This is a genomic window from Halogranum roseipondis, from assembly GCF_059695585.1.
In genome coordinates, this window is the sequence record NZ_JBUEED010000008.1 from 282,310 (window position 1) to 303,926 (window position 21,617).

Annotated in this window: 20 protein-coding genes; 11 read left to right on the forward strand and 9 right to left on the reverse strand. The window is 58.7% G+C overall.

Annotation, left to right across the window (positions count from 1 at the left end; all coding sequences use genetic code 11):
• Positions 1–64 precede the first annotated feature (64 nt).
• Positions 65–421: a four-helix bundle copper-binding protein gene (locus EOHIBHHM_RS25225; protein WP_497258846.1), complete on the forward strand. Its 357-nt coding sequence runs from the start codon at positions 65–67 to the stop codon at positions 419–421.
• 116 nt (positions 422–537) lie between these two features.
• On the opposite strand, the gene EOHIBHHM_RS25230 is transcribed toward EOHIBHHM_RS25225, so the two are convergent.
• Positions 538–870, reverse strand: a complete 333-nt coding sequence (locus EOHIBHHM_RS25230; RefSeq protein WP_497258848.1) for a DUF7521 family protein — start codon at positions 868–870, stop codon at positions 538–540.
• Positions 870–1,229, reverse strand: coding sequence for a helix-turn-helix domain-containing protein (locus tag EOHIBHHM_RS25235; protein WP_497258850.1), 360 nt, complete (start codon positions 1,227–1,229; stop codon positions 870–872). Before EOHIBHHM_RS25235 ends, EOHIBHHM_RS25230 begins: the two co-directional genes overlap by 1 nt.
• 184 nt (positions 1,230–1,413) lie before the next feature.
• Between EOHIBHHM_RS25235 and EOHIBHHM_RS25240 the strand changes: the two genes are divergently transcribed.
• Complete coding sequence (locus EOHIBHHM_RS25240) at positions 1,414–2,139, forward strand: DUF7475 family protein (protein ID WP_497258851.1); 726 nt, start codon at positions 1,414–1,416, stop codon at positions 2,137–2,139.
• A gap of 213 nt (positions 2,140–2,352) precedes the next feature.
• Here the strand turns inward: EOHIBHHM_RS25240 and EOHIBHHM_RS25245 are convergent, their stop codons facing one another.
• A complete protein-coding gene (locus EOHIBHHM_RS25245) occupies positions 2,353–3,504 on the reverse strand; it encodes an MBL fold metallo-hydrolase (protein WP_497258853.1) in 1,152 nt (383 codons plus the stop codon).
• Between the two features lie 213 nt (positions 3,505–3,717).
• On the opposite strand from EOHIBHHM_RS25245, the gene EOHIBHHM_RS25250 reads away from it, so the two are divergent.
• Positions 3,718–3,918, forward strand: a complete 201-nt coding sequence (locus tag EOHIBHHM_RS25250; RefSeq protein WP_497258855.1) for a DUF7835 family putative zinc beta-ribbon protein — start codon at positions 3,718–3,720, stop codon at positions 3,916–3,918.
• A gap of 316 nt (positions 3,919–4,234) precedes the next feature.
• Here the strand turns inward: EOHIBHHM_RS25250 and EOHIBHHM_RS25255 are convergent, their stop codons facing one another.
• Together EOHIBHHM_RS25255 and EOHIBHHM_RS25260 are read right to left on the reverse strand one after the other, a co-directional pair.
• Positions 4,235–4,684 carry a universal stress protein gene (locus EOHIBHHM_RS25255; RefSeq protein ID WP_497258857.1) on the reverse strand — a complete coding sequence of 150 codons (450 nt, stop codon included), beginning with the start codon at positions 4,682–4,684 and terminating at the stop codon, positions 4,235–4,237.
• A gap of 597 nt (positions 4,685–5,281) precedes the next feature.
• Entirely contained in the window at positions 5,282–5,566 is a 285-nt protein-coding gene (locus EOHIBHHM_RS25260; RefSeq protein WP_497258859.1) for a DUF8113 family protein, read from the reverse strand.
• 395 nt (positions 5,567–5,961) lie between these two features.
• On the opposite strand from EOHIBHHM_RS25260, the gene EOHIBHHM_RS25265 reads away from it, so the two are divergent.
• Both EOHIBHHM_RS25265 and EOHIBHHM_RS25270 read left to right on the forward strand, forming a co-directional pair.
• Complete coding sequence (locus EOHIBHHM_RS25265; protein WP_497258861.1) at positions 5,962–7,566, forward strand: NADH-ubiquinone oxidoreductase-F iron-sulfur binding region domain-containing protein; 1,605 nt, start codon at positions 5,962–5,964, stop codon at positions 7,564–7,566.
• The gene (locus EOHIBHHM_RS25270) at positions 7,563–11,000 is read left to right on the forward strand and encodes a molybdopterin-dependent oxidoreductase (RefSeq protein WP_497258863.1); all 3,438 of its coding nucleotides are present in this window, start codon (positions 7,563–7,565) and stop codon (positions 10,998–11,000) included. The genes EOHIBHHM_RS25265 and EOHIBHHM_RS25270 overlap by 4 nt, the downstream gene beginning before the upstream one ends.
• A gap of 468 nt (positions 11,001–11,468) precedes the next feature.
• Here the strand turns inward: EOHIBHHM_RS25270 and EOHIBHHM_RS25275 are convergent, their stop codons facing one another.
• Together EOHIBHHM_RS25275 and EOHIBHHM_RS25280 are read right to left on the reverse strand one after the other, a co-directional pair.
• Positions 11,469–12,911, reverse strand: coding sequence for a multicopper oxidase family protein (locus tag EOHIBHHM_RS25275; RefSeq protein ID WP_497258865.1), 1,443 nt, complete (start codon positions 12,909–12,911; stop codon positions 11,469–11,471).
• A gap of 456 nt (positions 12,912–13,367) precedes the next feature.
• A protein-coding gene (locus EOHIBHHM_RS25280) for an IS630 family transposase (protein ID WP_497258867.1) occupies positions 13,368–14,497 on the reverse strand; the annotation gives its coding sequence in 2 pieces (ribosomal slippage) (positions 13,368–14,062 and positions 14,062–14,497; 1,131 coding nt in all).
• 130 nt (positions 14,498–14,627) lie between these two features.
• On the opposite strand from EOHIBHHM_RS25280, the gene EOHIBHHM_RS25285 reads away from it, so the two are divergent.
• The 4 genes from EOHIBHHM_RS25285 (at position 14,628) to EOHIBHHM_RS25300 (ending at position 17,151) form a co-directional block, all read left to right on the forward strand.
• Positions 14,628–14,837, forward strand: coding sequence for a DUF7972 family membrane protein (locus tag EOHIBHHM_RS25285; RefSeq protein ID WP_497258869.1), 210 nt, complete (start codon positions 14,628–14,630; stop codon positions 14,835–14,837).
• A 122-nt stretch (positions 14,838–14,959) separates the two neighbouring features.
• Entirely contained in the window at positions 14,960–15,739 is a 780-nt protein-coding gene (locus EOHIBHHM_RS25290; RefSeq protein WP_497258871.1) for a DUF4396 domain-containing protein, read from the forward strand.
• 523 nt (positions 15,740–16,262) lie between these two features.
• Entirely contained in the window at positions 16,263–16,640 is a 378-nt protein-coding gene (locus tag EOHIBHHM_RS25295; protein WP_497258872.1) for a DUF411 domain-containing protein, read from the forward strand.
• A gap of 82 nt (positions 16,641–16,722) precedes the next feature.
• Positions 16,723–17,151 (forward strand): rhodanese-like domain-containing protein, encoded by a 429-nt coding sequence (locus EOHIBHHM_RS25300; protein ID WP_497258874.1) that lies wholly within the window; start codon positions 16,723–16,725, stop codon positions 17,149–17,151.
• Here EOHIBHHM_RS25300 and EOHIBHHM_RS25305 read toward each other — a convergent pair.
• Positions 17,134–17,412, reverse strand: a complete 279-nt coding sequence (locus EOHIBHHM_RS25305) for a twin-arginine translocation signal domain-containing protein (RefSeq protein WP_497258875.1) — start codon at positions 17,410–17,412, stop codon at positions 17,134–17,136. The two genes, EOHIBHHM_RS25300 and EOHIBHHM_RS25305, sit on opposite strands and share 18 nt — an antisense overlap.
• Before the next feature lie 622 nt (positions 17,413–18,034).
• On the opposite strand from EOHIBHHM_RS25305, the gene EOHIBHHM_RS25310 reads away from it, so the two are divergent.
• Positions 18,035–18,910 carry a universal stress protein gene (locus EOHIBHHM_RS25310; protein ID WP_497258877.1) on the forward strand — a complete coding sequence of 292 codons (876 nt, stop codon included), beginning with the start codon at positions 18,035–18,037 and terminating at the stop codon, positions 18,908–18,910.
• Positions 18,911–18,971: 61 nt separating this feature from the next.
• On the opposite strand, the gene EOHIBHHM_RS25315 is transcribed toward EOHIBHHM_RS25310, so the two are convergent.
• Positions 18,972–20,057, reverse strand: coding sequence for a polysaccharide deacetylase family protein (locus EOHIBHHM_RS25315; protein WP_497258879.1), 1,086 nt, complete (start codon positions 20,055–20,057; stop codon positions 18,972–18,974).
• 819 nt (positions 20,058–20,876) lie between these two features.
• Between EOHIBHHM_RS25315 and EOHIBHHM_RS25320 the strand changes: the two genes are divergently transcribed.
• Entirely contained in the window at positions 20,877–21,086 is a 210-nt protein-coding gene (locus tag EOHIBHHM_RS25320; RefSeq protein WP_497258881.1) for a hypothetical protein, read from the forward strand.
• Positions 21,087–21,617: the final 531 nt, after the last annotated feature.

Sequence of the window (21,617 nt, forward strand, 5' to 3'; positions counted from 1 at the left end):
AGCGAGAGACAGAACGCTGTAAGCCAGAAGTGCAGAAAAGGATCCGCCCGTTGGTATAGATGCGATGTCACTCACAGATACGGTTTCCGAACTCGAGCATCTGGACGACGAACAGCGCGACTGCATCGAGAACTGCCTGCAAGCCGCACAAGCGTGTGAGTACTGCGCCGACGAGTGTATCGGCGAAGAGGGCATGGACGAGTGCATCCGGCTCTGCCGAGACGCCGCAGACGTTGCCTCGCTCCACGCACGCTTCATGGCACGGAACTCGAACTACAGCACTGAACTGGCCGAGGTCTGTGCCGGTGTCTGTGAAGAGTGTGCCGAAGAGTGCGACCAGCACGATGCCGACCACTGCCAGACGTGTGCCGACGTCCTCCGCGACTGTGCCGAATCCTGTCGCAGCATGATGTCGGCGTAGAGCCGGTTATTCAATCGAGAGGCTGTCGCACTCGGTCGGAAGTCGACCCCGGGTGCGACTTCGCAAATCGAATCTCTTTTTTGAGAGGTCGCGCGGTGACAGAGTAGTGGGGGGTTTCAATCTGCCCGGTGTTGCTGATCGTTCGACGGACGAGATCGCGAGCGCTTACTTCGTGCCGACTGGTGAGTCACGAACAGCGAGTAGAGGATCAGTGCCATCCCCGCAGCGACGAACCCCGTCTGGACCATCCCTGAAACGAAAACTGAGAGATGCAAGATATCGTAGAGCACACTTTCGAGAACTGATCCGATGGTGATGAGCGTAAATCCAGCTGCGACGAACAACATTCGGTGGCTCTGCTCTCGACGGTAGGCTCGAAACCCTTGATACGAGATGAGTAGACCGAGTAAGATAACGACCAGTTTCGCCACGACGAGACCGAGGTGCATCACTTCTCACGCCCCTGCATCGCATCCCAGATGCCACGGAACCGGTCTGGTGCATCGTCGCGTCTGGCCAGTTCGACGTCGAAATCGCCGTTTTCGAGCGTGACGTTGAGGTGGTCTAAGTTCGCCTCGTAGAGACGGTAGTGGTTTCCGTCGGAGCGAACCGCCGTCTCTACCCGAAGGAGTTCATACTCGAGGAGGTCTTCTAGCCGCCGATAGATGGTCGTGAGCGACGCATCACACTGCTGGTCGAGCATCTGTGCCGACATCGGCTCTTCGTCGGTCGCTGCAAGAATCCCTCTGACGGCATCGTTACCGAGTAATGCGAGAAGCCGGTTGTTCGTGTTCCCGCTCTGCTGCATACCCACTATTGTCAGATTCACCAGTATATCTCTACTGGCCACTTGGCTGCACGTTGCAAGACTGTCTTTAATTTTCATAAAAGAGTGTCGGTAGTTGCACTAGATGAAAATACGCTCCTCAAGTTAATCTCCCCGAGAGAATATCCTGGCGTGTATGTCACACCGATGGCGAAGAACCGGCCGAATGCTGCTCGTTGTGAGCGTCGTCCTGTTGACGCTTTTATCGGGCATCGCGGTCGCAGACGAAGAGCACGGAACGGCGACACCGACCACGACGACTGCCGGACACAGCGACGGGACGGCCCACCACGACGAGGCGTCGACGCAGTCGGGGACGTCCACTCAGCACAGCGACGACGAACATGCTCATGGTGGAGAGGAAACGGGCACGGGTGGAGAGGAAACGGGCACGTCGACACCCCATCACAACGACTCCGCCCAACAGGGCGACGATGGACACGCGCACGAGGGTGATGGACACAGTGAGGAGGGGCTTCTTGGCAGTTGGCTGTCCGTCGTCGGCGGATTGTTCCTCGTCGGTGCGGTAGCGACGGCACCGACGTACCGATATCTCTCGTCGAACCGTGACGGGTTTGAGGCGACGTCCATCCACCTTGCTGTGGCGTTATTGGCTCTCTTCACGGCCGCTGTCCACCTGTATCTCTTCTTAGAACATGGTGAACTCGTGATGCTGCTCGCTGGGGCAGGATTTATCGGCGGAATCGTTCTCTTCTTTACCGGATTCAATCGTCACTATCTCTACGCCAGCGGAGCACTGTTTACGCTCGTCCAAATTCCGCTGTGGGTACTCGAGGGGATGCCCCATCTGGATAGCTTCGGTCTGCTCGATAAGATCGTGCAGGTGCTCTTGGTTCTCCTGCTCGGCTACCTCTATTTCCGGGAACGATAACACAGGGGGCGCTGACAGAGAACCGATCTTCGACGACCCCTCCCCAAATCTGAACCTTTCAGAGAGGGAGATCCGAGACGTTTCAGCGATATCCGAACACACGGGCCGTCCCACCTTCGAGATGGGGACCCTCCCTCCTCCTGACGACGCAGTGTCGTAGGGTATTCGCCTTGTCCGTCGATCACCCGGTTCGTGTTGACAGAACCGACAGCGTCAGGCGGCGCAGTTGTTGGCCCCGGTCTCGAGCATCGTAGCATCGCGACTACTCTCGACGCTCTCCTTTCCACGGTTGATGCTGATGACCGTCTCGTAGTTATCCGGCTTTTCGGGGATGTTTTCGATCATCCGCTCGACGAACCCCTCTTCGTCGAGATCAACCAGGTCGAGACTGTTGCGGACATCCGTGAGTAACGCGCCGACGAGTTCGCCCGGTGACCCGTTCTCGTAGGTGCCGTCGTTGTTCACAGTGACGTGCCCCGGGAGCACTGTGAGTTCGTCCGAAAGTTCCAGCAGCGTGTCGTGGAGCGTCTCGTACTGCATCCTCGCGCCTTCTTCGGCCTCTTCCTCGCCGAATTCGAGTTCCGTGCGGCCAACCGAGTCGAGGAACAGAGCGTCGCCGGTGAGTATTGCTTCGTCGTCGATACGGTAGTTGACCATCTCGGAGGTATGGCCGGGCGTGTATAACACTTCGATCTCCACATCACCTATCGAGACGGTGTCACCGTCCTCCAGCGGGTCAAACTCGTAGTCGATGTCTCGGGCGGTTGCGTGTTCGCCGAGGCGGTATGGAACGTCGAGTTTTGCCGCGAGGTCGTGACCGCCGGAAATGTGGTCGGCATGGATGTGAGTATCCATGATCTGTGTGATCTCTAGCCCTTCCTCGGCGGCCGTCGTTACATACTGGTCGGTGTGTCTCGTTGGGTCGACGACGACGGCCTCCCCAGTGCTCCGTGATCCGACGAGGTAACTGAGACAGCCTTTCGCCCGGCGCTGGAACTGGATGATAACGAGGTCGTCGTTCTCGGTGTCGACGCGAGCAGTCTCGTACAGGGAATTCCAGTCCCGCATCCCGCCTTTGACGACCGCAACGTCGTCGTAGTCGTGTGCATCCAGCTCGGAGGCGAGCGTCGACGACGTTGCTCCTTTTCCACAGATCGTGATTATCTGGCTTCCGTCTGCCCGCTCGTCAATCTCCTCTTGCTGGTCATCGTCCAAGGTTTCTGCTGGCCCGAACGGGATGTTCTCCGCGCCCGTGATGTGCCACGCTTCGTAACTATCCTCGGGGCGCGTGTCGATGAGTGTGTAGTCATCGTTGTCCGAGTCCTGTTCGTCCGCAAGCTCACGGACGGTGATTTTCTCGAACATCGCTATCCGGACATACAGTATTGAATGTGTTAAGCATTATTGCCGCTCAGTGAGACGAGTCATTGCCTCTCGTGAACCGCCTCGTCGATGCTCGATGCGTCTCAAGGTTAGTCACCGTCGTGCGGTGAACGATTGGAAGCATCTGAGACGGAGTGAAACGATTCGAGACGGAGTTCTCTCTTTATTCGGTCTCCGCGACTCCAACAGACTGCTATGGCAACCAAACCATCCGCCCTCGACGGAGTCACCGAAGCATGCTCGGAATGCGCACGTGAGACGCTCCACAAGGTCCGGGTGGAGCTCCGAACAGAGAGCTCAAAGCCGACGAACGCAGAGTACTCCCGCGAACCGTATCGCGTGGCGACCTGCATGGAATGTCAAACCGAGACGACGCTGCGGATGAACAACGCCTGAGACAGACACCACTGTACAGACTACTCTTTTAGCGACAGCCGCTCCCTGTCGAGAACACGAACCGTCGTCACCGCCAGAGACAGCCACGAGAAACACTCGCGAAGAAGCTGATCGCGCCGACGAGTAAGCAGCGAACAGATTGATAACGAACAGGCTCTCACCCCCTCCTGTGCGTCGAAAGATACACAGACGGCGCTCGCGGTTTCGTTACGACCGGCAGTTTTCTCGTCGGTCGTGATACTCCGAACCATCGCTGGCCGCCAGCCACTCCTCTGGTGGCCGGTCTCTCATCTCGACCCCACGCGGTGAGAAACTGTCACTCAGCAAGTTGCACGGCCAGCACGGGAACCTCAGCAGTTCGAATTACCTTTTCAGCAACGCTACCCAGGAGATGGCGGTCGATCCCAGACCGCCCGTGAGTCCCAAGGACAATCAGATCGATTCCATGGTCTATTGCATACGACGTGATCTTCTCGTGGGGACGTCCATAGTCGACCACCTCTGTGGTCGTTGGAACGCCAGCTTGGGTTGCCTGTGCCGCAACGGCCTCAACGAGTGTCTGCCCCTCATCGTCAAGTTGTTCACGAAGCACATCCGCAGTGATCTCACCCGCTGCTGGCGTCGCAGTGAGATCAACCGCCGACTGGTCGACGACGTGGAGCACGTGCAACTCTGCCTCATACGTTTTTGCATGTTCGATCGCCTGCTCGACAGCGGCTTCTGTCCCGTCACTACCATCCGTCGGAAGGAGGATTCGATCGTACATCGGGGCACCCTTCGCAGCCATGCGGCAAATGGTCACTGGCCGTCGCGTTCAGCAGCGTCTTCTGACTACCACTTGTCCCGACTTGGATCGTGAAAGGAAAATGACACAGTGATGGCGCGCTGAAACGACGCTCCGGAGGAGAGGTACGGCGAATCAGTCGTGACCGACCCCTTCTCGTCGTTCCGAAGCAGCGTGCCGACGAACGGTCATCGCTCAAATGGTTCGGGCATCTCTTTCATCCCCGATAAGATGGGGCTTATTATACAGCCGCAGAATACATGTGTCGTTACACGATTATGTATGTAATCCTGTTGGCCCAGAGCCGGTTTCGGAAAGTCGGCGTACTCTCGAGTTCGCTCAAGTCGTGTTCACGTCTCTGGCGATCATCTCTCTTCGATATCGGTGGTTACGACAGGTTTGTTCCGACTGCCAGTCGAAGGTAGTCGACGGTTCTCTACAGTCAGCACCTGTCACAGCAGTCGAATCCGAAATTTTCGTTCTCGCATCGTCGCAAGCAGTTACCCCTGTGGGTCAGCAGCTGAGGCATCACAGGGAGGTTGCACCGGGACGGACAGATCGACCAGACCCATCGGTGGGTCAGGGTTGAACATTCATCGATCCGGCTCGTTGAAGGGCCAATTCGGTGATCTCCTCAGGAGTCGACGCTGACTTCGCCGCGAGGACGCGGGTCATCATGCCGAGTTGCTCGGCGGCGACTCGTCGGAGTTCCGATTCGTCGACGGTGTTTCCGAAATAGTACTCTTTTGTTCCTTCCTCGGTGATAATGCCGACGTACACCGAGTCAACGTCGTCCCTACAGATAGCGTCTGCCGCGCGTGTCTGAAGCCCGTCGAAATCGTCGGTGCTCTCTTGGCTGGTCATCTCGACTGAGCGTACGCGTCACTGCCATAAAACGATGGGGACATTCCTTGGGCTCCGACCCGATCTTCGATCCTGGGCGTGCGATTCCCGTGGCGATCCGAAATCGAATACTTGCTCACAGACTGGAACTCGTGCCGACGACAGTTCTGCTCGCCGTTGTTGGCGCTGCCATGTTGCTGGTGTGGCGCGGCCGGGCTCCCCTTACGCAGCGGTACTCCTCAAGCAAGCGAGGGACCGACGAAGACTGGCGTTGGACCGCGGCTCCGGACGGAATCCGTATCAGTCGAAGGGAATCCGCGAAAAACCAACCGAGAACGCCAGGGGCCCCAGTGCTTTTCCTACCCGGTACAGTAGCTAAGAGTGGCTCAACCGATTACCGCGTAGTCGATCTCATCATGACTGACTCACCCACCCGCTCGAACGACACTCCCGTAATCCGCGTCACGGTCGGCCGCGACGAGTACCCGGCCAGCACCGGACAGGCAACCCACGCAAGCAACGAGGGAACGACGGTTACGGCGCGTGGTCGCCAACTGCTAGATACCGTCCGAAGTGTCGACGGGGCGGACGTCCGGGAAGTGGGGTCGACCGGCGTCCGCGCCCTCGAACCGCTCGTACTTATCAGCCACGGCGGACGGACGGCCTACCACTCTCGTCCGTCACTTCACCGTGTGGAGGAGCTCGCCGAGGTCGCAGCGTCGGGCGACATCGATGCTACCGACGCCACGTGGGTTGTCGACCACGACCCCGACATCACATCGCTACCGGCGCCACCGGACGGTCCACTCTCGGTTGGTCGTCGTCGCGTTCTCGATCGATGTGGGTGGGTTTCGCCCGGTTCTGACGCAACCGCCGTCCCGTCCCGAGCATACAAAACTCCGGATGCGACGTTAGACCGCCTTCGGGACATCGGTCTTCTGGGGCGCGGGCGGGGCGACGCCAGCCGTGACGCTCCCGTCGCTGAGACGCTAGAGACGGTCCGCGCGGCGACCGGCGACCCGGTCGTCGTGGTGAACGCCAACGAGAGCGACGACCGCAACGAAACCGACAGGACATTGCTCTCGGGGTCGCCAGAAACGGTCCTCGCCGGTGCGCTCGCCGTCGCGGAACTCGTGGGTGCGGATCCGAGCGACGTAGTCGTCTACACGAACGAAGCCGATGCACTGGCACGCCGTCGGGTGCGCAACGCAGCCCACACGATGGCCGACGGATCGGATGGCACAGACACCACACAGGTCGTCTCCGGACCCGACGAGTACATCGCCGGTGAGTTCACTATGGCCCTAGAGGCGTTGGAAGGAAACGACCGGCTCGAAGCACGGCTCCGCCCGCCTGGCCCTGCGCGCCATGGGCTCTATGGTCGGCCGACGGTCGTCCACACTCCCCGGACGTTCGCCCAGATACACCGGGCCCTCACCGAACCCGATGCGTTCGACGACGACGACGCCGACCCGGGGACGCGCGTGGTCACCGTGACGGGAGATGTCGAGACGCCGGCGACGGTCGAACTCCCCACCGGCGGGTCGCTGGCCGCAGTCCGAGACGCCGTAGAAACTGAGGGCAGCTTCGAGAGGGCTTGCGTCGGTGGTCAGTTCGGCGGGTTCTCCCCCACACTCGACCACGGCGTGAGCGCGCTCGCACTGTCGAACGCTGGTCTCGGCACCGAGGGCACAGTCGAACTGCTGAACGACGACCGCTGTGTGGTGGCGAACGTAGGCGAGCGCGTCCGATTCGCCAGCGAGGGGAACTGTGGCCGCTGTTTCTCCTGTCGAGAGGGATCGAAGCAACTCCTCGAGCTACTTCGCGATGTCTACAACGGTACCTACGACGACGACATGATACGTGAACTCACCCGTACGGTAGGCGATTCAAGTATCTGTGACTTCGGTCAGTCGGCCGCCCGTAGCGTCCGGACGGCCGTCGACCGCTTCGAGACCGAGTTCGAAGCTCACGCAGACGGACGCTGTCCCAGCGGTTGCTGCGAGGTATCCCAGTCATGAGTATGCACGACGACCCCGGACCGACCGAGCACAGTCCCACCGACGCGACTCCCGGCGTCCCGAACGTCGACGACCCGCAGTCAGAGACGCCGCTGACCGACGAGTTCGAGACGGGAACGGCCAACGACCCCGAAGTCGGAACCGCAGGCGACGAGGCGACGACGGTGACCGTCGACGGCGAACCGGTCACCGTTCCGCCGGGGTCGACGCTCATCGACGCTATCGAGGCCGTTGACACGGACGCCGACGTTCCGGCGCTCTGTTACTACGACCGCGACACCGAGCAGACCGACAAAATCGGCCCGCGCGGGACCTGTCGGACGTGCATGGTCGAGACAGACGACCACGGCATGGTGCCGTCCTGTAGCTTCCCGGCGGAGGACGGTCTCTCGGTCAGCACGGACGACACCGACGCAGAGGAGGCCCGAGACGTCAACCTCGACCTCGTGCTCTCGAACCACAACCTGCGGTGTACGACTTGCGGACAGAACGGCCGCTGTGAACTGCAGGACACCTCTATCGAACACGGCGTGAACGAACCCCGCTACGGCGTGTTCAGCGACCGCGACGAGTACGCACCCCTCGACGACTCCTCGGTTATCCAGATCGACCGCAACAAGTGCATCCTCTGTAACCGCTGTGTCGAGGCCTGCAACGACGTCCAGAACGCCGGCGTCCTTCGGATGTCCGGTCAGGGCGACGACATCCACATCGACTTCCAGAAGCCCGAGGCCGACACGATGGCCGAGTCGACGTGTATCTCCTGTGGACACTGCGTTACAGTCTGTCCGACGGGGAGCCTCGTCGAGGAGGGGCTCACGGACGCAACGACTATCCCGCTGCCCGGGTTCACCCAGAAGGTGTCCATCGGGACGGTCCACGAGAAAGTCCCCGCGGAGACGGCCGACACGGCCGAAGAGCCCAATCGCGACCTACCGGAGGTCGGCACCGAGGACGGCGCGGCGCGAACTGACGGCGACGAACCATCCGGGGTCGCGGCGTTCATGGCCGACGCGAAGCAGCAGGCGACGGACCTCCCGAAGAAGGCCGCACGGAGCGCCGCCGAGACGGTCGAACACACCGCCGAAGCGGTCGCTGAGGAGACGTTGACCATCGGCCAGCTGTTCGACGCCGCACAGGCCATTAGCGCCTACCGGAAGCGTGAGCTCACGGTCGCCGATACGACCTGTACGTACTGCGGCGTCGGCTGTCGATTCGACCTCTACGGGAAAGGCGAAGAGGTCCTCGCCACTCGGCCGGCCGAACCAGAGCAGACGCCCGCCAACGACTTCTCGACGTGCGTGAAGGGGAAGTTCGGCTACGAGTTCGTCAACTCCGACGAACGACTGGAGACGCCGCTTGTCAAGGAGGACGGCGAATTCCGCGAAGCGTCGTGGGACGAGGCGCTCGACCGTATCGCCGAGCGCCTGACCGCCATCCGCGACGAGCACGGGTCGGACTCGCTTGCGGTGACCTCCTCTTCGAAGGCGACCAACGAAGAGAACTACCTCGCTCAGAAGTTCGCCCGGCAGGTGCTGGAGACCCCGCACGTCGACAACTGCACGCGGCTCTGTCATTCTTCGACGGTCGCCGCGCTCAAGCAAACGGTGGGGTACGGCGCGATGACCAACCGCATCAACGAGGATATCGGCGAGACCGACGCCTACCTCATCACGGGGTCGAACACCACCGAGAGTCATCCCGTCCTCGCGACGCGCATCACCCAGAACGTCCGCGCGGGCGCGGACCTCGTCGTCTTCGACCCGCGGGAGACGACTATCGCCCAGCATGCCGACCAGTACACGCGAACCAAGCCCGGTACGGACATCGCGTGGCTCAACGGGATGATGCGCCACATCATCGAGAACGATCTGCAGGACGAGGCGTTCGTCGATGAGCGAACGAAGGGGTTCGAGGACCTGAAGGAGACCGTCGAACCGTATACGGCGGACGCCGTCGAGGAGATGACCGGCGTCTCGCCCGAAGAACTGCAGAACGCGGCTGAGACCATCGCGAACGCAGAGACGTGCGTCTACGGCTGGGCGATGGGCCTCACCCAGCACTCCCACGGGACGAAGAACGCGCTCGCCATCGCCAATCTGGCGCTGCTCTGTGGACACGTCGGCAAGCCTCGGTCGGGCCTCTCGCCATTCCGCGGGCAGAACAACGTCCAAGGGGGCGGCGGCGACATGGGCCCCATCCCGAACAACCTACCGGGCTACCAGCCCGTCGACGACGAGGACGTCCTCGACAAGTTCGAGGAGTCGTGGGGCGTTCGGCCGCCGGGGACGGTCGGCCTCCGGGTCACCGAGATGTTCAGCGCCATCCCCGGCGTCAAGAAGAACGACGCGGAGAAGGACGACCACGACGGGGGCTCCTCCGGCAGTGACGACGCCGAGGGCGAGAAGCGCGAGCGGGGGACCGGTGATCCGCACGCCCGAGAGGGGTACTCCCCCGGCAACACGGACATCCACGGGATGTATATCGTCGGCGAGAACCCCGTGGTCTCAGAGCCGGACGTCCAGCACGCCGACGATGCGCTGGAAGCCCTCGACTTCCTCGTCGTGCAGGACCTGTTCATGACCGAGACGGCGAAGTACGCCGACGTGGTGCTACCCGCCGCCTCGGCCGCCGAAAAGTACGGCACCGTCACGAACACCGAGCGGCGGGTTCAACTCGTTCGGCCGGCCGTCGAGTCGCCCGGGATTGCCCGGACGGACATGGACATCCTACAGAACCTCGTCGGTCGACTGGACACCGGGGTCGAGTGGGACTACGAGACCCCGACCGACGTGATGGACGAGATAAACGACCTCGTCCCCATTTACGGTGGCGTCAGTCACGAGCGACTGGAGGCGAAGGAGGACGGTCTCCAGTGGCCGTGTTGGGACGAGGATCATTCCGGCACGCCGTACCTCTACGACGAGGAGTTCAACTTCGACGACGGACTGGCGCGGTTCGTCCCGTCGTCGATGCCCGACGAGCAGGAATCTACCCCGAGTGAGGAGTACCCGTTCACGCTCTCGACGGGCCGCGTGCTCTACCACTGGCACACGGGGTCGATGACTCGCCGCGTCGAGACGTCGATGCGACACGTCGGCGAGAGCTTCGTCACGGTCCACCCGGACGCCGCCGAGGAACTCGGCATCGCAGACGGTGAGTACGTGCGTGTCGAGTCCGAACAGGGCGACATCGTCGTGAAGGCGAACGTCGAGGCGACGTCGGGGCCCGACGTGCTGTTCATTCCGATGCACTTCGTCCACGGCGCCGTCAACAGACTAACCGAGGAGACGTTCGACCCGACGAGCAAGATCCCCCAGTACAAGGTGACGAACGTCAGTCTGCAACCGCTCGGTTCCGACCCCAACCGAAAGCCGACGTCACTCGACGAGCTAGCTGACGGCGACTCCGAACCGTTGGCCGGCGACGACTGAGATGTCGGTTATCGAGCGGCGGACCATCCCCGAAGCGAAGACCGAGAGATGGACAATATCGTAGAGTTCACTTCCAAGAACTGAACCGGAGGGAAGCAGCGCGAACCCTACTGCGACGAACACTGTTCGACTGCTCTGCTTTCGTCAGTACGCGCGAAATCCCTGGTACGCGCTGAGGGGACCGAGGCAGACGACGATCAACTTCGCAACGACGAGGCCGAGCTCGATCCCTCATCAATCCTCATTAGTTGCACCGTCCGGAAATGCGCACAGTGAGGTGAACAGTCTATAAAAAGCAAAATTAACAGAATCGTAGTCGTGATGTGATGGGTTTATCCGACTTTTGCTCATCTTAGCGCCGTCTGTTAGCTAGCTCTATTTGTACTCGTCTTCGCGCGCCGATAGTGTAATTTAGAAGAAGTAAATGCTCAGAGAGGATTTGTTCGAAGCAGAGGGTCGGCGGGATTCTTATCGATACTCGAAGACGCGCGCCATGCCTCCCTCAAGATGGTAGGCGTTGTGGCAGTGGAACAGCCAGTCACCGGGATTGTCGGCGACGAAGTCGAAGGTGACACTGCCCATGTGGGAGGGGACGATGACGGTGTCTTTCAGAGCGTCTCCGACCCGGAAGAAGTGGCCGTGTAAGTGCATCGGGTGGAGCATCGCGCTTCGGTTGTTGAGTTGCACTCGAACGTGGTCGCCCTCCTGAATCTGCAGCGGGTCTGTATCAGGGAACTGTTGGCCGTTGATGACCCACGACCCAGCTTCGGACCCTGTAGACAGCGTCAAGTCGAACCGTTTGTCGGGGCTACCGCTGAACGCCTCGAGCGACTCGCGCGCCTGCAGGTCACTGTACTGCAGTCGACGGCCCTCGAACGTCGGTTCGGTTGGCGTCGTCGCTTCTGCGCCATCGTACTGTAGAAGCGCACGGGCGGGTGACTCGTTTCCGTCGACGGGGATGCCCTGAATGTCCCACGTTCCAGGTTCGTCCGCCGTGACGATTGCATCGTATCGCTCGCCAGCTCCGAAGACGAACGAATCGACTTCGACGGGGTCGACTGGGCGACCGTCGGCGTGTGAGACGCGCATCGTGTGCCCACCGATACCGACGCGGTACGTCGTCGCACCACTCGCGTTGATGAACCGGAATCGAATCTGTTCACCCTCGGAGACGGTGAACTCCGTGGGTGAGTTCGGACCCTGACCGTTCACCAGATGGCCGGCATACGGCGGTCGCCACGTCGACATCATCCCCCCTCCTCCGCCCATGCCGCCCATACCTCCCATGCCGCCACCAGAGCCACCACTGCTGTTTCGCCACTCAGATTCGGGTTTCGGAGCAGTGGTCAGATAGTCGTTGAGAAACACGATTACATCGCGGTCGTAGTCGACGTGGGGTGACTGCTCCTCGACAATGAGTGGGCCCAGCAGTTGGCGTTCGAGTTGGAGTCCGACGTGGCTGTGATAGAAGTACGTTCCTGGTGGTGTCGCGTCGAAGACGTACGAGAAGGTCTCGTCGGCGGCGATCGGTTCTTGTGTGATTCCCGGAACACCGTCAGCGGGATTGCGGACTGGGACGCCGTGCCAGTGGACGGTCGTCTCTGCATCGTTGGGAAGGTCGTTCGTTACGTCCACGCGGAGGCGTGACCCCTCAGAGACTCGGATCTCGGGTCCGGGGACTTGGTCGTCGTACAGCCATGTCGGTAGTGACTCTCTACTAGGGCTGTACTCACCTACTGTCGCGCGTATCGTCTGCGTCTTATCTGCCGAATCAGGAGGTAGTGGAGTACTATCAGGACGACTTGGGCCACTGGAATCACCGATCGTCGGAAGTCCAACACAGCCAGATATCGCAGCGAGTCCGATCGCACCGGTGGCTAACGCCTGCCGTCGAGTCAAATTCGGTTTCATTTTCGACCCGAAGTTCCGGAGTGGTTGGATAGGGCTGTCGACACTGAATGGCGGACTCGTTGAGTTGTGGTGAGCGAGTAAGTCGTATCGCTGCCATACTCTCCCACCGAACAAGGCGTATTAGTTCGCTCATTAGAATCGGTCTCTCCGTCGAGGACCGTGACGCACGGATTCATCTCGGGGGAGGTCGCTATCCTTTCGCTGCTAAGGGTCATTGTTTCGAGATAGGAGTTGACAGCAGATGTATTTTTGGACATCCATCCCACTATTAGACACAATCATCCTGTGAGGCCCGCGATTAACCTGTCGAGTATTGACAGCAGAATGAGCAGCTCATCGGACACGGCTCAACGGACTCGCTCGCGAGAGACGTTCCCTCGCTGGGTTCTGCTCGAGGGAACGACTGACGATTGTCGGAATATTTCTCTTGTCGATACTTTCAGTGCTAGTGCCGCTTCAAGCGTGATTTGTTGGATATAGCTGACGAAGTTTAATGCGTGCGTCGTCGGTCGTGAACTGCCAGTCGATAGTGGAATCAGCCGCGTTTCGAGTGCGTTCCCACGCAGCGACCTCCGCACGGAGGGTCGCTGCGTCGGGGAGTCGTCGGTTGAGACACTCTGTGGTGAGTGCGCTGAACTCAATCTCTGCCATGTTGAGCCAACTCCCGTGCTTGGGTGTGAAGTGGAACTCTAGCTTCCTGAGCAGACGGTGTGCTTCTTCAGGTGGGAGAAACTCGTAAAAGGCGTAGGCTTTGTGCGTATCGAGGTTATCGAGCACCACCCGGATGCAGTCGGCATCCGGGTAGTGCTCATCGACGAGTGCCTGCATTTGCTGAACGAACTCCTGCTTGCGGCGGCGCTTTGTCACCTCGACGTGTCGCCACCCGACGAGTGGCTCGCTCATCATGAAGAGGTTCCGCGTGCCGTTTCGTTCGTAGGTGTAGTCGTACCGAGCGACCGCTCCCGGACGGGCCGGGAGCGGGTCACGGACGTGCTTGTGAAGCACTTTGTTACTCTCGTCGAAGCAGACGACAGGACGAACTGGGTCGTACGGTTCGTGATAGAGGTCGAGAACGTCTTCCATTTGGCAGACGAAGGCGGCGTTGTGTTCGGGTTTGATCACCCACGATTTTGATCGGTGAGGGTGCAACCGTGTTTTTTTAACACCTGTCGGACGGTTTCGTGAGAGATCGACTCAACGTCGATCTCGTTGAGTGCGACAAGATGTTCGGCTAGAAGGTGAAGCGACCAGCGAGACCGTCCTTCTGGTGGGTCGCTACAGGCCAAGGCAATGAGGTGTGCTTCTTCGCGACCATCGAGTTTGCGTTCATAGACACGGTCGGCCTTGCGGCGATGAATCGCCGCGAGGCCGTCCTCGGTGTAGTGTTTCCGAACACGTCCAACCGTGGCTGGATGACAGCCAACGGCTTGACTGACTTGGTGGTCAGTCAAGCCGTCATCGGCGTGCAAGAGACAGCGTGCACGCGTGAGAACACGTGTTTTGTGCGTCCCTGCGGCTAGCATTGCTTCGAGTTCAGCTCGTTCGTCAGCGGAGAGATCGACAACGTACTGTTGGGTTCGTGGCATGATGGGCTTCAGACACAGCTGAATACTAGAGAGACGCTCTCTACGGAGATATAGTTAGCAGTTCAGGACTGAAGCGGCACTAGTGCTTTTATCGTTTATCGGGGTTCTCTCACCGCAGCTATTGACCCCGATGAACTTCCTCTTTAGTCCGCTAATCGGAGAGAGTTTGACACTCATCACCGTGGTCATCTCTATCACTCAGCTAGTACTCTCTCGGGAACTCGGGTCTCCAGGTGAGCCGTATCAACGGATACAGCAGACAGAACAGTATCGAGACGAAGCCGAATCGACTGCTGGAGGTTCTGTGAGTCCCGTCCCTCTAACCGAACTCCTTCGGTAGGTACTCGTCGTCACTATCCTCACATTTGTGCCACAACGAGATACTTCTCTTGGTGAACAGTACGGGTCCTTTGCAATCGGCCACAACTCACCTAAAAGAGCTACACGTAGGCGAAGACGAGTATGCCTGCCCAGCAGCCGCTTGCAACCGAGACAGCAGTCCCGTTAGCGTCCGGTGGCTGGTTGTCCGGTATCGTCAAACAGATCGAGCACGCGTTCGCCCCGGCACGAGAAGTCATCAGGCCGATCCTCTCGAGTCCGACCGTGGTCGGGATCTGGGCCGTACTCGTTCTCGTCTCGGTCGGTGTTCTCTGGTGGGATCTCCGGAAGAACAACCAAGCGATCGCATCGCTGATGCAGGCAGTCTGGACGCTCGTCGTCCTGTACTCCGGTCCGTTCGGATTGGCGATCTACTGGTACTCGGGCCGAACGCAGATCTCCCACGACTCGCTGTGGCGACGTGGGTTTCGGTCGACTGCACACTGCTACTCCGGTTGTGGCGCCGGTGAAGTCGTCGGTATCACGCTCGCTCAAGGGATCCTCGCGCTCACTGTCGGGTGGGTCGCAGCGGTCACCTTCGGGTTCGCGTACCTCTTCGGCTACGCCTTGACGATCGGCCCACTCATGCAGGATGGGGTGGGCTTCACAGAAGCGACGTGGGACGCTCTCCTGAGCGAGACTCCCTCGATCACGGTCATGGAGATCTTCGCCATTGGAACCGACCTCTTGCTTGCTGCCGAGGCACACATGGGTGATCTCCTGTTCTGGTCTGCACTTGCGTTCTCGCTGTCTATCGGCTTCCTCGTCGCGTGGCCCGTGAACGTCGCGCTCGTCCACTTCGGGGTGAAAGAAGGCATGAGCAACCCTGCGAAGATGGGAGCACAGAGTGCATCAGACGACTAATCATTCCCGAAGCGAAGTGCGGTGAAGAGTAGGCGGTGCCGCCTTCGAAGATAGACGACGTCGTTAATCAGTGTTCTCTCAGTATAACCGAAGCCCCCTACTCACCTTCTCGAGTAGGCTTTAAACATCTCCGCTATTGGATTACAGACATAGCTTCGTAATGCAGCTTTACAGAATACGGGTTGAAGCGAGGTTTAAGCAGGGGATTGAAGGAGAGTATTCGCAAAACGAGCGGAACGTTGCTCAGAACTACTCGAACCAAGTGCCTGAACCCTGAAAGGCAGTACCAGAAAACAAAGTAAGGCGCTTATAAATCGAGCGTCGAAGAGAAAGGTCAGGAACAAAGAGACCACCTACAACAAGCTTCAACAAGTAACAGGTGTTTTAATCACTCGCCAAGATTGGGCAGTCGATGCCATTTACACGGCGAGCTGCTGTCCGTACGTTGGCAACTGCCGGTGTGTTCGGTGTTGCAGGTTGTCTCGGGTCGTCCAATACGCGTAGCTGGGAGCTCGAAGAGAACGTGGCAGTCGCGAATGCTCAGCAGTACAACGCACCTGGGTGCGGATGCTGTAAGCAGTACGCGTCGTACTTACGTGACAATATCGACGGGGGACTCACTGAGACAGTCCCCGAGGACATCGTTCGCATCAAAGAGAAGTATAACGTCCCCGAAGACCTCCGTAGCTGTCACACGCTCGTCTTGGAGGACTACGTCGTCGAAGGACACGTTCCGGCACAGGTAATCGCGAAGCTCCTCACGGAGAAACCGGCGATCGAGGGCGTCGCACTCCCCGGGATGCCAACCGGGACGCCTGGTATGGGTGGAACGAAACAGGGGCCATGGACTGTCTACGCAATTGGTGGGAAGCAAGCCCAAGAGACGTACGTTGAGCTCTGATCGAGTACTTAGCAACTTCTACTTTCGATACTGTAGATTCTGAACTCTGGCCACATAACTTAGTGGACCCAAGCACCAAGCGTTGGGTGAAATAGACATAACTGATGTCCACCCATCGGCGGTCGCTCGAAGCGTCCACAGGAACGACGAGGATCCGTTCATCCTCGACGTCCGAAACGAAGAAGACGACGAGGAGTGGCGCGTTCGGGGAAGTACGAACCTCCCTGTCTACGACGAACTGCTCGATCACAACCGTTCGACGTCAGAAGAGCACCTTGAGGATCTCCCGGGCGATGAAGAGATTGTCGTCGTCTGTGGCGGTGGGATCACCTCGACACGTGCTGCGAGTTTCCTCCCTGACCACGGCTTCGATACGACGTCCATCGACGAAGGGATGGACGATTGGGGTCGCGTCCACCCAGCCTACGAGATCGAAGCGACCGACAGTGTCGTCCAGATCGCTCGTCCTGGAACAGGGTCCGCGTCGCATACGTCAGATCGCGTTCGCTGATTTCGGGGCCGTAATACTGCCAGATTTGGTAGATATTGTACGCTCGTGACGGAATGTAGATCGACCCTCGAACATCGACGAAATCCGTACTCTTGGATGGGTTGCTGACTCCCGCTGGGTCACCAACGTTTGGTGGCCACTCACGCTGCTCTGTAAATTCCGTGACTGGGGAGCTACAGCCGTGCCAACCACGCCTCCGACGGCACTCGTTGCCAAGAATTGCCGTCGAGTCAAGTCAGACCTCGTAGCACGGGCCCACATAGAAACCACTTCACAACGAGGTTCACGTGTGTTCTCTGGCCAGATATGGAGGTGAATGTGATGGTCCCGCTACAACCTGTTGGTCGACTAGTGCCGATCGGAGTTAGCAAAAGGATTCAGACATCGCTGTTCTTACCTTCAGTGGGTTGTTATATCTGCGTGCAACACTCAGAGAGTGCGCTCAGCGGAATCCGAAGACGACAGCAAGCGCAACCAGAGTGAAGAAAATCAACCCCGAGAGAGTCACAATACCAGTCACACCACCAATTTCGAGGGCTAAAACTGCACATCCCACTGCTAACAAGCCAGCTACAAAGAGTGCAACCCGAAATCGGAGGTATCTCCCGAGGACTCGGGTGTTCCAAAGGAAATGGAGAGGGCTACGCATATCTGGATTCCTCGTTCCACTCACAAATAAACGATGCAATACCGTACCCTCTATTCAGCACGCAGATTTTGAGGGTGGGAAATCTGTGACGTTGAACAGTACGAAGACTTCCGCTAATCGCTACGAGTGTCCCGGTCAACCTCTCACGGCACGAATTGAGTGCACTCCACCACTTAACGCACTGTCTGATGCAAAACCATTAGCGATCTCCGAGTCTAGTCTCTACTACAGATAATGTACGAGAATATCCTGCTGCCGTACGATGGGAGCGATGGCGCGGCGGCCGTCCTCTACCACGTCGGTGAGATTGCAAATTGGACTGATGCCACCGTACATGTGCTCTTCGTCGCCGACACCGCACGTGACTCTGTAACCGTCGTCGAAGGACGAACCGTCGATACACTCGTCCAGCAGGGCGATGACATCGTCGGGGAGGCAGCAGAGACACTCCAGTCACTCGGTGTCGAGTATAAGACGGATGTCGTTCAGGGGAATCCAGCACCGACGATCGTCGAGTATGCAGAGCGGTACGGCCACGATCTCATCGTGATGCCGACACACGGGCGGACAGGCATCTCCCGGTATCTCATCGGCAGCGTAACCGAGAAGGTCATCCGCCTCTCGTCAGTACCTGTCTTGACCGCGCGCATGCAACCCGATGAACAACTCGTATTTCCATACGAGAATATTCTCGTCCCCACCGATGGAAGTTCGGGTGCGACGCACGCCGCTGAACATGGACTCTCGCTTGCAGCGACACTCGACGCAACCGCACACGCACTCTCAGTCGTTGACGGCGACACGTTGTTCGGACTCGACGCCCGCTCAGCGGTTGCTGAGACGGGTGGTGAGACGGCCGCGAGTGACGCCATCGACGACCTCGTTGCCACCGCAGACACGTACGGCATCACGAACCCTGTCACGCACATCGAACACGGGGCGCCTGCAGAAGCAATCCTTGAGTATATCGACGCCAACGAGATCGATGTCGTGGTGCTTGGAACCACTGGCAGACGCGGCACCGATCGCATTCTCCTTGGAAGTGTTGCAGAGAAAATCGCTCGCGCAGCACCAGTCCCGGTCATTACAGTCAATCCCGGCGAAGAGTAGCAGTTTAGGTTCTGTCGTCAGTAACTCGTACACTCCAGTAGAAAGGGTCGACCAAGATGATCTACCCGTTCAGAACGACGTCCGAAGGCTGGACGACTTCGATCTTTCCCTGCTTCCTGTAACTGGCGATGTGCTCGCACATTTCGCGGAACTCGTTCTTCGAGTTCTCGGCATCGCCACCGATCAAGTGCAGATAGAGATTGTACATCCCACGGTACGCATGGGCCACTTCGAGTTGGTTCGCAACTGCCTCGGGTGAATTCGGCCGCGAGCGGTTGACGAACATCGGTCCCATGAGCGCCGACTGTGAGAGCCCCTTTTCGGAGCCCTTGAACGCGAGGTAACCGAGCTTGTGATGTTCGCGGACGAGTTCGACCGTGTGCTCATCACACCCACCACCAGGATACATGAACGCGATCGGATCGCCGAGCCCGCGCTCCTTCATGAGTCGCTTTGCACGTTCGATCTTCTTCTTCTGGGCGGAGCGCCTGAGACCGTACAGCGCCTGGAGGTCATTTCCATGGCTGGCGAACTCCCAGCCGGCTTTCTTCAGTTCGTCTAACTGCTCTTGGTTCATCCGGTTGTCGTTGCCGATGATGTCCGGCGGGACAGCCACGACGCCCTCGAGATCGTACTCCTGCATGATCGGGAAGACGTCCTCGTAGACCGAAATCGAGATGTCGTCGAACGAGAGCATCACCTGCCCCGTCTTCGTCTGCTTCTCGTGGAACCGAATGTCGTCTAGCCAGTAGCGCTTATTCGCACCGTCACCGTCGAGCGTGATTAATATCGACTCGATCGATCCGAGATCACCATCGACGGAGTTGATCGAGGGGTTGACCCGCATCCACGTGTTCGGGTGGTTCTGATTGAGCTGCTGGATGAGCCGAATCTCGTTGCCCGCGGTGTCAGTGAACCAGATGCGAAGATTCGTCGGCTCCGGCTTATCGAGTTTGACCGCGAGTGAGATGTCCTTGGTGGACAAATCAACCGGCACCGGAAACTCCCAGACGATCGTTCCACTGGCGTTCTCAACGCGTGCAGATTGGCTACCAGTGTAGACCGTGTCTTCGTCGGCAGTGAGATTGACGTTCGCGTGTGCCTGCCAGAACGAGAGATCTTCGAACGCCGCAGCGCTTGGTTCCATCGGTTGTGGTGACCCAGGGTCGTCTGACTGCGACGACTCAGGTGTCGATGTCTCCGTTGTCTCGGTCTGATGAGCAGTCGTCTCGGTTGTCGTAGTTACCGTCTCGTCAGTATCCGAACCGCCACCCATACACCCAGCAACAAGCGCCGACGATGCTAATGATAGGACACTAATAAATTTTCTTCGACACAACCTCTTATTTTGTTTCATTTTGTGAGCGAAACCCGTTCATTTGGTATAGGTTTTGTGCTAGCAACTTCTCCCTGATTTCAGGGGAGAGTACCACAGGTATCGCTCCTCCCCTCCCTACTCACTCGCTTCGCTCGTTTCTTGAGGAAGGGGACTCCGCGCTACCGCTTCAGTTGAACAACAGCAACCTCAACCCGATCCCTCACACGTCCGTATGTATTAGTGACTTCTCCCACGACTACACTCGTGGGTGCCGCCTTGGAGAACTGTGAGGTTCAGCCGAAAAGTCTCCTCGTAACGGGCCGGAAGATCGTGGTGAGTATCACTAGTTAAACCGCTGTTCAGTGTGTTCTCGAGACCATTGTGAGAGTGGTGCCTGCCTTCGCCAGAGCCAAAATCCTGCTCCACCACTTACCATCGACAGCAGCGTCAGTACGGCGAGGCGTTGGATCGATCCCGAACTGGTGAGGTTTCCCATATAGCTACACCTACCTCAAGAGAGGTATGCGTTCGGGCCGCGAGCAGCCCAGACGCGCAGTGAACACTGGTCTTCCTGTTGGGCCACCAACGCTACCGATCGATTGCAACAATCACGGCGAAGACGACGTCTCACGGTCGGTGAACACGCCGATGGGCTACGTCATCGAGGTCGTCCAGGCGCCCTGGTACGGGGCAGTCTGGGGGCCCGGGTCGCTGGCCATCGGGACGGGGGAGCACATCGCGCCGTCGCTGGCCGTGCTCGTCGAACGGAGCGGCCCGATAGAGATCACGGCGTTCGTCGCGATTGTGGTCGCGACACGGGATGTGATGCTCTGGCACCAGAAATCCGGGCCTCGGTGAAAAGAAGAGTTTGAACAGGTACGATCCCCGAGGAGTTGGTCGCTGACGCGTCGCGAGTGGGCGCTTCTAGTCTTCAACACCGTGATCCCCGACTACACGACAGGACTCTAATTCACGTCTCGGTGTGGGAGGGAACAGTTCTACTAGTCCAGTCGAGGAGGTTCATTTTGAACACTGTCGGAGCCGACCACACTGTGTGCATTGAGAGCACCGGTCTCAACTACTGCGCTACGGAAGCGTTGAGATTGTATCTGCCATTACAGTACTATGACTTGTTCCTATGAAATAAGGTGGCCCATTAACGCTCACAAGACGCTATTCAACACGAACTCTTTGCCAATCAGATGTATTCCGCTGTCTATGCTCTACCAATGTCGCGGACCGCGCGCGAGATATATTCATCTTGATTGTTGTGGAATATTCCCCCAGTCAAAAATTCCCCATCTCATTCAGCCGAAATTATCCTGTTTCTATCATGTATACTACACGTTAATGAGGATGAACATTGTAAATCTTCGGATATGGGTGTAT